The following is a 13,230-nucleotide window of genomic DNA, read 5'->3' as shown; positions in this document are numbered from 1 at the left end:
AGCACAGACTTCTAGAACCTTATTCACTGGAAAAGACAATGCAACATTTACCTACCGTTGATTATAAAGCGAGCGATGCGGCCGCTCAATTTGTTGAGTCACTAAGAAACACAGGTTTCGGTGTATTAAAAAACCACCCAATACCTCAGTCATTAGTTGAGTCTATTTACAAAAATTGGCAAGAATTCTTTAATTCTGAGCAAAAGCATGAGTTTTTATTTTCAAAAGAAACACAAGATGGTTACTTCCCACCATCAGTGTCAGAAGTTGCAAAAGGCTTTACCGTTAAAGATATTAAAGAGTACTACCACGTTTATCCAAAAGGCCGTGTTCCAGCACAGCTAGAAGAAGAAATCCGTGAGTACTATCGCTTAGCCAATGAGTTTGCGGCAACATTATTAAGTTGGGTTCAGGCAGAAGCACCTGAAGAGGTGCGTGCTAAGTTCTCTATCGACCTTAAAGATATGATTGCTGACTCTGAGCAAACACTTCTGCGTATTCTTCACTATCCACCAATGACTGGTGATGAAGAGCCTGGTGCAATCCGTGCGGCAGCACACGGTGACATCAATTTATTAACTGTATTACCAGCGGCGAATGAACCCGGTTTACAAGTACAAAAAACAGATGGTGGTTGGTTAGACGTACCATGTGATTTTGGTAACCTGATCATCAATATTGGTGACATGCTACAAGAAGCGTCAGGTGGTTACTTCCCATCAACTATTCACCGCGTGATCAACCCAACGGGTAAAGCGTCAACGAAATCACGTATTTCGTTACCACTATTCTTACACCCGCGTCCTGATGTTGTGCTTTCTGAGCGCTACACTGCAGACAGCTATTTACAAGAGCGTTTACGCGAACTTGGTGTTAAGTAAAGATTAGCTATACCCAAACCACCTCAAGGTGGTTTGGGTATAATAAGATAAAGCGGCATCAGAGCCGCTTTTTTTATACCTAAAATTATTCTGCTAAATCCACCATTAAGAACTAGTTTGTAAATAATTCCATGCATTATTGACTATCCTAGGTATAATGCGCCCACTTCGCCGTATCGGCTGAATTTTTTAAAGAGAGATAGTATGAGTTTTGATGGGTTAGGTTTATCACCAGCTTTAGTAAATGCAGTTTTAGAAAAGGGCTATGAAGCACCAACGCCTATTCAATCACAAGCTATCCCTGCGATCATTGAAGGTCGCGATGTTATGGCCGCAGCGCAAACTGGCACAGGCAAAACCGCGGGTTTTACGCTGCCGCTAATTGAGCGCTTGTCAAAAGGCCCTAAAGCAGGTGGCAATAAAGTACGTGCATTAGTATTGGCACCAACTCGTGAGCTTGCTTTGCAAGTAAGCGAAAATGTTGAGCAATATGCTAAGCATTCAAATGTCAGCTCATTTGTAGTGTATGGTGGTGTTAAAATTAACCCGCAAATGATGCGCCTTCGCAAAGGTGTCGATATTTTAGTGGCAACACCAGGTCGTTTATTAGACCTACACAATCAAAATGCTCTTAAGTTTGATGATTTAGAAGTACTGATCCTTGATGAAGCTGATCGTATGCTTGATATGGGCTTTATCCATGATATCAAACGTATCATTGCTAAACTGCCAACTAAACGTCAAAACCTGATGTTCTCAGCGACTTTCTCTGATGAAATTCGTGAACTTGCAAAAGGGCTAATTAACGATCCGGTTGAAATTTCAGTTGCAGCAAAAAACACGACCGCTAAATCGGTTACTCAATCAGTTTATGCGCTAGATAAATCGCGCAAAACAGCATTACTTAGCCACTTGATCCGTACTAACGATTGGCAACAAGTATTGGTATTTTGTCGTACCAAACATGGTGCTAACCGTTTAGTTAAGCAGCTTGAACGCGATGATATTGTGGGTGCTGCCATTCACGGAAATAAATCGCAAGGCGCTCGTGTTAAAGCACTCGAAGGCTTTAAATCAGGTGAAGTGCGCGTACTAGTGGCAACCGATATCGTTGCCCGAGGTCTTGATATTGTTGAGCTACCTCACGTTGTTAACTACGATTTACCGAATATTTATGAAGATTACGTACACCGTATCGGCCGTACAGGCCGAGCAGGTGCATCGGGTCATGCTATTTCGTTTGTGACAGCTGAAGATGCAGTTGATCTTTACGGTATTGAACGTTTTATTGGTGAATTGATCCCACGCGCGACTGAAGCAGGTTTTGAACCAAGCAATCCCGTGCCTGAACGAGAGCTTGATGCACGCCCAATTAAACCCAAAAAGCCGAAAAAAGCCAAACAGCCGTTTTCTAAGCCTAAGTCGGATAGTAAAAAACCAAATAGCAATGGCAGTGGCATAGGTCCACGCCGTGGTGGTTCTGGGAAAAAATCTAATGCCAAGAAAGCAAGTGACGAGCAAACACAAAGCCCATGGGCTAAGCGTCAGTCTGTAGGGGGGAATTCTCAGCGCAGACGTCGCCCTAAGAATGATGGCTCAAATAACAGCTAATTTATTGGTTAATTAATATAAAGCGCGCCTGTGTTGGCGCGTTTTTTTATGGGTCTGCAAAGTCACACGGCTTTAAGGTAATTAACGGCTAAACCAATAAATAAAGTCACGCTGACACTGAGTAAGGTACCGAGCATAACGTATTCAGTCAGTTTTTTATCTCTACTGGCACTTAAATCACCAAAGCGGAATACGGATTTTGCCGCAAGTAAAAAGCCAACGCCTGAAAATTGGTCCAGTAAGATAAATGTTAGCATTAATACCCGCTCAAGCATGCCGATACTTTGCCCCGCAGCTGGTAAACTGCCCGTGGTGCTAAAGCCAGATGTGATCCGCTCTAACATCATTCGAATAAACACTGCTGTTGGATTTAAAATTAATAAATAGCCACACAGCACCCATAATGTTGCCGGTTGCATCAGCCATTGCCAGCTATGTGTAAAAAACTCATCGTTTTCGCTTAACCATATAGCCAGTAAGAACAAGATAACTAAATGTGCAAGTTGGTCGACAATAAAAGGAACCACACCTTTACTTGAGTAAGATTTAGCAAGGTCGATTAGATAGTGTGTAACCATAATCACTGCCGTGGCGATAACGACGTTTGAAAGCGCTTGCCAGCCATAATTAAACTCCCAAAATAATAGTACCAAAAATGAGCTAGCACCGTGGATGAGCACGTGCAAGTAAAGTTTACTGGCACGAAAGTGGCGCGTATTTCTGTCATGTACCCAGCTCATAGGTTGCCAGTAAAAGTCGGCAATTAAATGCGCTAAAATTAAGCTTACGATAAGTAATGAAAAACTCATGTTGTCATTCCTTTGAGTGTGGTTTGGCTGTACTGTATAAAACGTTCAATTAATTGGTAGTGAGCCAAATTTAATAGCTTTGTGACATTGGCTCGGCTTGTTGCGAGTTCTTTAGCAAGTTCGGCATGGTTGTTGTGTTCTGCTGTTAAATAATAAAACAATGCATTTGCTTGTTTTTGACTCATTTTTTCAAGTAATACTTCTATTAGTTCAATATTGAGTAAAAAACCCTCTTCAAGGGGTTGATTGTCTATTTGTAAAGTGAGCCGTTGATGGCCCATATTATCTAACCCCCGGCCAGATAGAGTATAGGCGCTGCCTGTGGCTGTTTTTATATCGGCACGGGAGTTCTCGAGTGAGCCAATAGCCAAACTTTGTCGCAGTTCGTAATTGGCTGCTTTCATTTGCAAATACAACAAAATTGCAGCATGACAGACCTGCTCTGGCTCTGTTAACTGTATTTGCAATGCATCGCCACGATATATGCTAAAACTTGCATTAAAGCGCTTGGCAACAAAGCGTAAGCTTTGATCAAGCTGATACAGCATGGCATCGTATTCTTGTTGTGGAATTTTTTGTGATTTAATTAAATCACCGCTGATCACCGCAATCATTATGATCCCTTAGGTTAAGTAACTTAATTTAGTTACATCGCGTTAAGTAACCAAATTTGGTTACTTTGTTTTATGTAACCAATTTAGGTTACTTTTTCGTAAATATCAACCTAGATATGCTACAGTGAACACAAATCACTAAAAACAGAAAAATTATGTCAGCAGTTGATAAGCCAAGAGTCGGTATCTTTGTAGATGTACAAAATATTTATTACACCTGTAAAGAAAGCTACAAGAAAAACTTTGATTACAATGCCTTTTGGGCACAGATGAGCGAACGCTATGAAATTGATTGCGCCATTGCGTATGCAATTTATCGTGGAGATGAAAAGCAATCGCAGTTTCAAAATATTCTGCGCGCAATTGGCTTTGAGGTAAAACTGAAACCTTTTATTCAGCGCAGAGATGGTAGTGCGAAAGGCGATTGGGATGTTGGCATTACCATTGATATGCTAGAGCATGCCAAGCAGCTCGATAAAATGGTATTACTTTCGGGTGATGGAGATTTTGCGTTATTGCTTGGCCATTTAGCGAATAAGTATCAGCTACCGTGTGATGTCTATGGGGCAGAGCACCTCACTGCCGATATTTTAAAGCAAGCCGCAGCTGAATTTCACTGTATTGACGATTCACTGTTGTTATCAAGGTAGAAAAAAATATTCCATTTTAAATAAAATGTTTAACTAAAGTATTATTTCGGCTAAGCTTGCATTAGTTAAACTTGATGATGAATAAAAGAATAGTCACTCACAATGCGTTAAATTATGCAAAAAAGTATAATTAAAGGTGTTATAAGACATCGTTGATGTGGTTTCTAATTTTCTTTTCTATTAAATAAAGCTATTTAATTCAACAAATTAAAAATAAATATAAAAGTTATACGAAATTTTATAAAAAATATAATGACAACGCTGTCATTTGTTGTGTAACATTAAATCAACAAAGGTTGAGATAATTTCGCATTCAGATAATAAAAATAATGCGATTTAGATAAAAACTAAACGAAGGCTAGGGGTCGTTAAATGATGGCGAAGAGTGTGAATGAGGACCAATTGTTTATTGGTATTGATGGTGGCGGAACGAAATGTCGAGCAACTATCTACTCTGTTAAACAAGGTGTATTAGGAACTGGCCTAGGTGGTCCTGCAAATCCATTACATGGTTTGGAACGTACTCTCGAATCAATTATGGTCTCAACACAATTAGCGCTTCGTGATGCTGGTTTACCACTTGATACAGTTCATCAGCTTTATGCCGGCTTAGGTCTGGCGGGTGTTAACCTACCTAGCTTGTATGACAAGATTATGGAATGGGAACATCCATTCAAACAAATGTTCCTCACGACTGATTTACATACTGCTTGCATTGGTGCACATGAAGGCAGTGATGGTGCGGTGATTATCACTGGCACGGGCTCTTGTGGTTTTTCATGTGTAAATGGTCGTACAACTAACTTTGGTGGTCATGGTTTTGCCCTAGGAGATAAAGGCAGTGGCGCATGGATGGGGCTTGAAGCAATAAAAGCGACCTTGCTAGACCTTGATGGTCTAGGCGAATCAACAAATTTAACTAAAGTGATCACTGAGCATTTTGCTGCTGATAATGCGATGGCAATTGTTGAGCAAATGTCTGGTCAGCCTTCGAGCAGTTTTGCTAAATTAGCCCGTTATGTATTTGAAGCAGCCAATAACAATGACAAAGTTGCCGTTGCGATAGTCAAAGAAGGCGCAGATTACGTGAGCAAATTAGCGCAGCGCTTACTTGAGAATAAGCCTCCACGTTTATCTATGATTGGCGGTTTAGCTGAGCCTCTGAATAAGTGGCTTGCAGAAGATATTGCTAAACGAGTTGAGACACCTATTCAACCACCTGAAATGGGCGCTGTTTATTTTGCTCAGCAATCTGTACTAGAACAAAGTCAAGAGGTAGGTTTGTAATGACGATTTATCATGCGAGTAAATTGTTTACCGGTGAAGAATTTTTATCAGATGTGTATTTTAGCGTCGACAATGGTGTCTTTAAACGTGTTGAAGCACATGCTGATGCTGTTGAATTAACAGGTTTAGTTACCCCAGGTTTTATTGATGTTCAAGTTAATGGCGGTGGCGGGGCATTTTTTAATGCAGAACAAACGCCAGATTGCTTAGATAGAATAGCCAAAGCGCATGGTCAGTTTGGTTCAACAGCGATTATGCCAACGCTTATTACCGACAAAGTAGAAGTAATGGCAAAGGCCGCTGATGCAACCGCACAAGCAATTGCTGAAGGGGTTCCGGGCGTTATGGGCGTGCACTTTGAAGGGCCACATCTTTCCTTTCCTAAAAAAGGTACCCACAGCGAGCAATTCATTCGTCCAATCACAGAGCAAGAATTTGCAATTTATGCACGCCAAGATCTAGGCATTAAAATCGTTACCTTGGCACCTGAGAATGTTAGTGCTGATGATATCGCTCGCTTAGTTGAGTGTGGCGTAAAAGTATCTATTGGCCACACTAATGCGGACTTTGCGACTACCAATGCAGCACTTGCTGCTGGTGCTGATGGATTCACCCACTTATTTAATGCTATGTCAGCATTTACATCACGAGAACCGGGTGTTGTTGGTGCAGCACTTTGGGATGATAACAGCTGGTGCGGCTTAATTGTTGATGGTCATCATGTACACCCATCATCAGCAAAATTAGCAATTCGCACCAAGCAGCGCGGAAAAATTATGTTAGTCACAGATGCAATGCCACCTGTGGGTACTGACGATATGGAGTTTGATTTCTTTGATGGTCGTAAAGTCATTCGTACTGGCGATCGATTAAATTCAACTACCGGTGAATTAGCAGGCAGCGTACTTGATATGGCAAGTGCGGTGCGCAACACAGTGAATACATTGGATGTTAGCCTTGCTGAGAGCTTACGTATGGCATCACTTTATCCTGCACAATATTTAGGTTTACATAAAAAAGGTCGCTTGCTGAGCGGGTTTGATGCTGATTTTGTTGTGCTAGATGATAATCAATATGTAAAAGCGACATATATAGCTGGTAAGGCTTTGTAAGAACTTCCCTGGAAAAATCCCCGCCGAAGTATCGCGGGGCTTTTTGTATTAAAGGTAAACAATGACAACAACACAACCAACAAGAAAACGTTTGGCATCGCTGGATGCATTGCGTGGCATGGATATGTTTTGGATATTAGGCGGACAGTCACTATTCGCAGCGCTATTCGTTTTAACAGGCTGGACTGGCTGGAAAGTTTTTGAAGCACATACAGTACATAGCGTCTGGCATGGCTTCACATTTTACGATCTGATTTTCCCATTATTTATCTTCTTATCGGGTGTGGCGATGGGGCTAGCCCCGAAACGCATTGACCATTTGCCTTTTGAGGAACGCAAAGTTTATTACCGTAAGGCGGGAAAACGCCTTTTACTATTGTGTTTATTAGGTATTTTGTATAACCACGGCTGGGGCACTGGAATGCCAATGGCTTTGGATGAAATTCGCTATGCCAGTGTACTTGGGCGAATCGCCATTGCATGGTTCTTCTGTGCTATGTTGGTTTGGCACACCAGTTTACGAACGCAAATTATAACCGCAGCGACTATTTTAGTGGGCTATTGGTTACTGCTTTGTTTTGTGCCTGTGCCAGGCGGCAGTGCTGGTGACCTTTCAGCAGCAGGGAGTTGGAATGCATGGTTTGATGCACACTTACTGCCAGGTATTAGTTATCAAAACCGTGTGGTAGACCCAGAAGGTGTATTGTCGAATATCCCAGCGATTGTCAATGCTTTAATGGGCGTGTTTGCAGGTCAATTAGTCGCCCGTGCTCAGCAAATTGGCGAGTGGAAAATGACCGCATTATTGTTTGCTGCAGGGATTGTAAGTGTCTGTTTAGGTTGGTTATGGGACTTACAGTTCCCAGTAAATAAAGAGCTTTGGAGCAGTTCATTTGTGCTTGTAACGGTTGGTTGGAGTGCCATGTTGCTAGCCGTATTTTATGCACTGGTTGATATTCTGCCGGGCCAGCGCGCCGCGTATCCTTTTGTGATCATAGGTGCAAACTCAATTATTATTTACTTAGCCTCAAGTCTTGTGAATTGGGGTTATGTAAGCCAAAGCGTTTTTGGTGGTGTGGTTCGAGCTGTGCCAGAGGTATGGCAACCCCTGATGGCGGTGATTGCGTTATTAGCAGTACAAATGCTGGTATTGCATTGGATGTATCGCCGTAAGATCTTTGTTAGTGTTTGATAATTATTAAACACTAACAAAAAGAGTAATTTTTTATTCACTTTTACTTTACAAAGGTAAAACTAGAAGTGATAATGACAGCGTTGTCATAATGGTTATAGCTACTGCATCGTATCCTGGCAGTGGTTTGATCTAAAACCCAGCTCGATTGCACGTGGGGTTGGGTTTTAGGTCCCATTTTTTTCCAACTTATAATTAGAGCTAATCGATATGCAAATAGTGATTCTTGATGATGCAGCCCAAGTTGCAGCTTATGGTGCCAACATCTTTGCTAAACAATTACTAAAAAAACCAGCATCAGTGCTTGGCCTTGCTACAGGTTCAACACCCGTTGCCTTGTATCAACAACTGATCGAAAAAAATAAAGCAGGCGATATTTCGTTTAGCCAAGCGACAACATTTAACTTAGACGAATACTTAGGCTTAACTGGCGAACATCCACAAAGTTACCGCTACTTTATGAATGAGCAGCTGTTTAACCATGTTGATATCGACAAACAGAACACCCATGTACCGCCGGGTGATGCAGTAAACCCGCTTGTTGCTTGTACTGAATACGAACAAAAAATCGCAGCAGCTGGTGGTATTGATATACAGCTACTTGGTATTGGCCGTAATGGTCATATTGGTTTTAACGAACCATCTTCAGGTTTGACATCACGCACGCGTGTTAAAACACTTACGAAAGCGACAATTGAAGACAATGCACGATTTTTTGCCGAAGGCGAATATCAACCACATTTATCAATCACTATGGGTATTGGCACCATTTTAGAAGCTAAAAAAGTGGTACTTTTAGCAACCGGTGCAAGTAAAGCAGATGCCGTTCACGCCATGGTTGAAGGTCCGTTAATGGCTAAATGCCCAGCCTCAGCACTGCAACTTCATAAAGATGCCGTAATCATCATTGATAAAGCAGCAGCGAGTAAATTAGAAGATTTAGAGTTCTATCGGCATATTGAAGCTGAGAACCAAAAACTACAAGCGCATCTAGCGACCTTGTAAAATTGTGAGAGAGAATAAAAAAGCCCTGTTGGGCTTTTTTTATGCCTGTAATAAATTGGGTTTATCATCCGCTTATGGTAGTTTTACTAAGTAAACTATTTTCAAGGAACGCCATGCTGAATTACTCTCAAATGCCATTGGATCGTGCATCAAATCGCCGCAAAGATCCTAAGTGGCTAAAGGCTCAAATGAATTCTCAGAGTCGCTGGTTATTAGTCAATAACAATCAAAGTTTATTTGTTAAAGACAGTCCTGAAGTGTGTTATTTACGCTTATCTCAAGTGGATCATCTCGATTTATCAAAAGGCATTTTATTGGGGTTAGACGACGATGATGTGGCTCATTTTGCATTAGATGTCAGCCATGAACCAGACTCACTTATTGAGCCAATGCTCAACGGCGCTGAGTTTGTTGATATTCGCAAGTTGGGCCCACAAGTTGAGCTTAAACAAGGCTCAATTGCAGCACTGGCAAGAGGCTTGTGTTTTTGGCACGCAACGCACCGTTTTTGTGGTCGTTGTGGTCATGAAAATAATATGGTTGAAGCTGGGCATTCGCGTTTATGTGAAAACCAAACTTGTCAGCATCAAACTTTTCCGCGAACCGATCCTGCCGTTATTATGATCGTTACGAAAACTTTTTCAGACGGAATAGAGCGTTGCCTGCTGGGCCGTCAAGCAAGCTGGCCTGAGGGTGTTTTTTCAACACTTGCAGGTTTTGTTGACCCAGGTGAAACACTAGAGCAAGCCGTTGCCCGTGAAGTAATGGAAGAAGCGGGTGTTGCTGTTACAGATATTCAATATATAGCTTCACAGCCCTGGCCATTTCCATCATCAATTATGTTTGGCTTTATGGCCACAGCGGTCTCAGAAGATATTCAGGTAGATAAAGACGAGTTAGACGATGCAAGATGGTTTAGCCGTGCTGAACTTAATGAATTCGGCCAATGGCATGAGCAGGGTAGTCATCTTAAACTAACCCGACAAGATTCTATTTCTCGATTTTTGGTTGAGCACTGGCGCAACCTGTAAAGCACAGCTTGGACAAATTATGACAAAGACAAATAAAAATACCCAAATCGTCTCTGCAGGGCGTAAAAAAGCGTATACACAAGGGGTTGTGAACCCTGTCGTACAACGTGCATCAACTGTGGTATTTGACTCAGTTGCCGACTTAAAAGCAGCGGCGAAGAAACGTGGCGATAAAACTTTATTTTATGGCCGTCGCGGTACGACGACGCATTTTGCTCTGCAAGAAGCAATTGCAGAGCTTGAAGGTGGTGAGGGTTGTGCGCTTTACCCATCAGGTGCGGCTGCAATCAGTAATGCCTTGCTATCGTTTGTGAAAACGGGTGATCATATTTTAATGGTGGATACAGCTTATGAACCTACCCGTGATTTTTGTGACAAAATACTTGCTGGCTTAGGGATTGAAACAACCTATTACCCGCCGGGGATCGGCGCAGGGATTAGTGAGCTTATTAAAGATAACACCCGTGTATTGTTTTTAGAATCACCTGGCTCAATCACCATGGAAGTGCAAGATGTCCCAGCGATGGTTGCTAAAGCAAATGAGTGCGGTGTTATGACCATGCTAGATAACACTTGGGGTAATGGTCTGCATTTTAGACCGCTCGAGCATGGCGTTGATATTAGTATTCAAGCGGCTACAAAATACATTGTTGGTCACTCAGATGTGATGATGGGTGTTGCTGTTGCCAACAAAAAGTATTGGCCAACACTTCGAGAAAATTCATACCTACTTGGTCAATGTACCTCTGCAGATGATGCCTATTTAGCGCTACGTGGTCTGCGTACTATGGCTGTGCGTTTAAAACAACATGAACAAGCAGCCATAGAAGTGGCTAAATGGCTTGAAACACACCCTTTGGTTGATCATATTCGCCATCCAGCCTTTGCAACGTGCCCTGGTCATGAGTTCTTCAAACGAGACTTTGATGGCAGTAACGGCTTATTTTCATTTGTAATGAAGCAGGGTAATCAACAAGCGATTGATGCCTTTTTAGATAGCCTGCACCATTTTAAAATGGGCTTTTCATGGGGCGGTTATGAGAGCTTAGTCACGGCAAACTTGAGCATGAAAGGTCTTCGCTCTGAAACTGGTTGGTCGCAGGGCCCAGTGATAAGGCTACACATTGGTCTTGAAGATGTGGCTGATTTACTAGCCGACCTTGATCAAGCACTGGCTGTGTACGAAAGCCACCTCTAGGTTAAAGTTTATACTTTGTTACATAAGACCTGCTAGTCGGGTCTTTTTTTTCTGGTAATTCAAGCTGTTTCAACTTAGTGTAATTCTAATAATAAAATTCATTAAGGATTATGAGTGACGCAGTTACATCCTAAACGTCTTGCACAAATTGCCCAATTTGAGCTGGTACGACTATTTTTGACCAAGCGTGGTTTGTTGGCGGTTGCCGCTTTTGCCATTTGTTGGCTACTTATTTTACGCTATCCCATTGCCCAATCTGTGACCTTGATTAGCTCACCTGATTTTGCCGACTTTGCTAGGCAGGCATTTGGCGCCATTGGCATCAGTAAATTACTTGATTGGCCTGAATCTGAACTGGCCGTTTATTGGCTGATTGCTTTATTTAGTTTCCCAAGCTTTTGTTTGTTTTTATGTAGTGACCAGACAGTGGGCGACAGACAACGAGGTACGTTACGCTTTTTATCACTTAGAGCCACTCGCTCAGAAATTATCATTGGCCGCTTTTTAGGACAGCTATTAATTTTAGCGGCACTGTTGTTTGTTACTTTGATGGCAACGGTTGCAATGCTCGGTTATCGTGAGCCAAGTTTGCTGCTTTCTGGCTTATCGCGAAGCTTTATGTTGTTATTTTATTTGCTTGTTGCGGTTATGCCTTTTATTGCCCTAATGAGCTTTTTGAATACCTTTGCTCGTTCATCGCGGCTTGCATTTGTATTGGCTATTTTGTTCTTTGCTGGCGGTAATATTGTGATTGGCTTACTAACATGGCAATGGCCTGCATTTGAGGTTTTAAATTACATATTTCCGGGCTATCAACTTGATTTAATGGCTGGTCAACGTGCCGGCGTAACACTTGCTCTTGGTTTACCACTCTTACAAACTGCAGTGTTATTGATTGCTGGTGAACGAATTTTTTCGAGGAGCTCACTATGACCGTTTTAATTCAAGCACAAGGTTTGTCAAAAAACTATGGGGCTAAACGAGCGCTAGATAACGTCAGCTTTGAAATAAATAAAGGGGCTCCAGTGGCGCTGGTTGGTCCAAATGGTGCGGGTAAAACGACCTTATTTAGCTTGTTATGCGGCTATATTTTACCTAGTTCAGGCAAATTATCGGTAATGGGACATACCCCAGGGAGTGCGGAGTTATTTGGTAAGCTAACGGCATTACCACAAGATGCACAGCTTGATCCTCGCTTTAGTATTGCGCATCAACTTAACTTTTATGGTCAATTACAAGGGCTAAGTGGTGCGGTTCGTAAAAAAGAAACGGCTCGTGTTTTAGAGCTCGTTGGTTTGTCAGAAGTGGCTAAGCAGCGACCAGATGACCTTTCTCATGGTATGCGTAAGCGAGTGACGATTGCACAAGCCTTGATTGGTTCACCAGAAATAGTGATGCTTGATGAAGCAACTGCGGGCCTTGACCCAATTCATGCTCGTGAGGTGAGAGAGCTGGTAAGTTCTTTAAGTAACGAAGCAACATTTATTTTAAGCTCCCATGACTTGACTGAGCTTGAGCGTTTATGTTCTCAGGTGTTACACCTTGATAAAGGTATTTTAAGTGAACATCAAGCCCGTTCAAGCACTCAAGATAACAAACACTTTATTACGCTACAGTTGAATCAACAATATGATGATGTAGAAGCAAAGCTTGCTGGCCTTGCCCACGTACATCATGTTTATATGAGCCAAGCAAAAGAATATGTGATCGAGTTTGAGAAAACAGCCGAGCCTTTTGATATCAATCTTCTACACTTTTGTTATCAACAAGGTTGGCAGTATCGTCAACTGGTGAATGGTCACACACTCGAAAACCAAATCTTTCATAAGGAGAGCTAGTT

At 42.0% G+C, this 13,230-nt stretch carries 13 protein-coding genes; 11 read left to right on the top strand and 2 right to left on the bottom strand.

All coding sequences use genetic code 11. From position 1 onward, the window contains the following. Positions 1-38 precede the first annotated feature (38 nt). Positions 39-881 carry an isopenicillin N synthase family dioxygenase gene (locus QUE86_RS01330; RefSeq protein ID WP_130051232.1) on the top strand — a complete coding sequence of 281 codons (843 nt, stop codon included), beginning with the start codon at positions 39-41 and terminating at the stop codon, positions 879-881. A gap of 204 nt (positions 882-1,085) precedes the next feature. Further along, on the top strand, positions 1,086-2,492 hold the full coding sequence (locus QUE86_RS01325; RefSeq protein ID WP_130051233.1) for a DEAD/DEAH box helicase: 1,407 nt from the start codon (positions 1,086-1,088) through the stop codon (positions 2,490-2,492). A 62-nt stretch (positions 2,493-2,554) separates the two neighbouring features. Here QUE86_RS01325 and QUE86_RS01320 read toward each other — a convergent pair whose 3' ends face one another. Both QUE86_RS01320 and QUE86_RS01315 read right to left on the bottom strand, forming a co-directional pair. Continuing rightward, positions 2,555-3,301 (bottom strand): DUF3307 domain-containing protein, encoded by a 747-nt coding sequence (locus QUE86_RS01320; protein ID WP_167657773.1) that lies wholly within the window; start codon positions 3,299-3,301, stop codon positions 2,555-2,557. Further along, positions 3,298-3,915 (bottom strand): hypothetical protein, encoded by a 618-nt coding sequence (locus QUE86_RS01315; protein WP_239977635.1) that lies wholly within the window; start codon positions 3,913-3,915, stop codon positions 3,298-3,300. The genes QUE86_RS01320 and QUE86_RS01315 overlap by 4 nt, the downstream gene beginning before the upstream one ends. Before the next feature lie 155 nt (positions 3,916-4,070). Between QUE86_RS01315 and QUE86_RS01310 the strand changes: the two genes are divergently transcribed. The 9 genes from QUE86_RS01310 (at position 4,071) to QUE86_RS01270 (ending at position 13,228) form a co-directional block, all read left to right on the top strand. Further along, positions 4,071-4,565 carry a LabA-like NYN domain-containing protein gene (locus QUE86_RS01310; RefSeq protein ID WP_167657775.1) on the top strand — a complete coding sequence of 165 codons (495 nt, stop codon included), beginning with the start codon at positions 4,071-4,073 and terminating at the stop codon, positions 4,563-4,565. A gap of 372 nt (positions 4,566-4,937) precedes the next feature. Continuing rightward, positions 4,938-5,852 (top strand): N-acetylglucosamine kinase, encoded by a 915-nt coding sequence (nagK, locus tag QUE86_RS01305; RefSeq protein WP_130051237.1) that lies wholly within the window; start codon positions 4,938-4,940, stop codon positions 5,850-5,852. Next, the gene (nagA, locus tag QUE86_RS01300; protein ID WP_130051238.1) at positions 5,852-6,964 is read left to right on the top strand and encodes an N-acetylglucosamine-6-phosphate deacetylase; all 1,113 of its coding nucleotides are present in this window, start codon (positions 5,852-5,854) and stop codon (positions 6,962-6,964) included. Before nagK ends, nagA begins: the two co-directional genes overlap by 1 nt. Positions 6,965-7,025: 61 nt before the next feature. Next, on the top strand, positions 7,026-8,156 hold the full coding sequence (gene nagX, locus QUE86_RS01295) for a transmembrane glucosamine N-acetyltransferase NagX (protein WP_130051239.1): 1,131 nt from the start codon (positions 7,026-7,028) through the stop codon (positions 8,154-8,156). A gap of 210 nt (positions 8,157-8,366) precedes the next feature. Further along, positions 8,367-9,161, top strand: a complete 795-nt coding sequence (gene nagB / locus QUE86_RS01290; RefSeq protein ID WP_130051240.1) for a glucosamine-6-phosphate deaminase — start codon at positions 8,367-8,369, stop codon at positions 9,159-9,161. A 113-nt stretch (positions 9,162-9,274) separates the two neighbouring features. Further along, positions 9,275-10,192 (top strand): NAD(+) diphosphatase, encoded by a 918-nt coding sequence (nudC, locus tag QUE86_RS01285; RefSeq protein WP_130051241.1) that lies wholly within the window; start codon positions 9,275-9,277, stop codon positions 10,190-10,192. 19 nt (positions 10,193-10,211) lie between these two features. Continuing rightward, positions 10,212-11,390 (top strand): cystathionine beta-lyase, encoded by a 1,179-nt coding sequence (locus tag QUE86_RS01280; protein WP_130051242.1) that lies wholly within the window; start codon positions 10,212-10,214, stop codon positions 11,388-11,390. 114 nt (positions 11,391-11,504) lie between these two features. Further along, a complete protein-coding gene (locus QUE86_RS01275) occupies positions 11,505-12,323 on the top strand; it encodes an ABC transporter permease (RefSeq protein WP_167657779.1) in 819 nt (272 codons plus the stop codon). Continuing rightward, entirely contained in the window at positions 12,320-13,228 is a 909-nt protein-coding gene (locus tag QUE86_RS01270; RefSeq protein WP_130051244.1) for an ABC transporter ATP-binding protein, read from the top strand. Before QUE86_RS01275 ends, QUE86_RS01270 begins: the two co-directional genes overlap by 4 nt. The last annotated feature ends 2 nt before the right edge of the window (positions 13,229-13,230 follow it).

Origin of the sequence: Pseudoalteromonas apostichopi, from assembly GCF_030297135.1 — a bacterium.
Taxonomy (GTDB): domain Bacteria; phylum Pseudomonadota; class Gammaproteobacteria; order Enterobacterales; family Alteromonadaceae; genus Pseudoalteromonas; species Pseudoalteromonas apostichopi.
Note: the sequence above shows the minus strand (reverse complement) of the source record. Positions and strands in the feature narration are given on the sequence as shown.

Coding starts and splice junctions, on each gene's coding strand:
- nagK (WP_130051237.1), top strand. CDS start 4,938: ATGATGGCGAAGAGTGTGAATGAGGACCAATTGTTTATTGGTATTGAT.
- QUE86_RS01280 (WP_130051242.1), top strand. CDS start 10,212: ATGACAAAGACAAATAAAAATACCCAAATCGTCTCTGCAGGGCGTAAA.
- QUE86_RS01315 (WP_239977635.1), bottom strand. CDS start 3,915: ATGATTGCGGTGATCAGCGGTGATTTAATTAAATCACAAAAAATTCCA.
- nagB (WP_130051240.1), top strand. CDS start 8,367: ATGCAAATAGTGATTCTTGATGATGCAGCCCAAGTTGCAGCTTATGGT.
- nudC (WP_130051241.1), top strand. CDS start 9,275: ATGCTGAATTACTCTCAAATGCCATTGGATCGTGCATCAAATCGCCGC.
- QUE86_RS01310 (WP_167657775.1), top strand. CDS start 4,071: ATGTCAGCAGTTGATAAGCCAAGAGTCGGTATCTTTGTAGATGTACAA.
- nagA (WP_130051238.1), top strand. CDS start 5,852: ATGACGATTTATCATGCGAGTAAATTGTTTACCGGTGAAGAATTTTTA.
- QUE86_RS01325 (WP_130051233.1), top strand. CDS start 1,086: ATGAGTTTTGATGGGTTAGGTTTATCACCAGCTTTAGTAAATGCAGTT.
- QUE86_RS01270 (WP_130051244.1), top strand. CDS start 12,320: ATGACCGTTTTAATTCAAGCACAAGGTTTGTCAAAAAACTATGGGGCT.
- QUE86_RS01320 (WP_167657773.1), bottom strand. CDS start 3,301: ATGAGTTTTTCATTACTTATCGTAAGCTTAATTTTAGCGCATTTAATT.
- QUE86_RS01330 (WP_130051232.1), top strand. CDS start 39: ATGCAACATTTACCTACCGTTGATTATAAAGCGAGCGATGCGGCCGCT.
- nagX (WP_130051239.1), top strand. CDS start 7,026: ATGACAACAACACAACCAACAAGAAAACGTTTGGCATCGCTGGATGCA.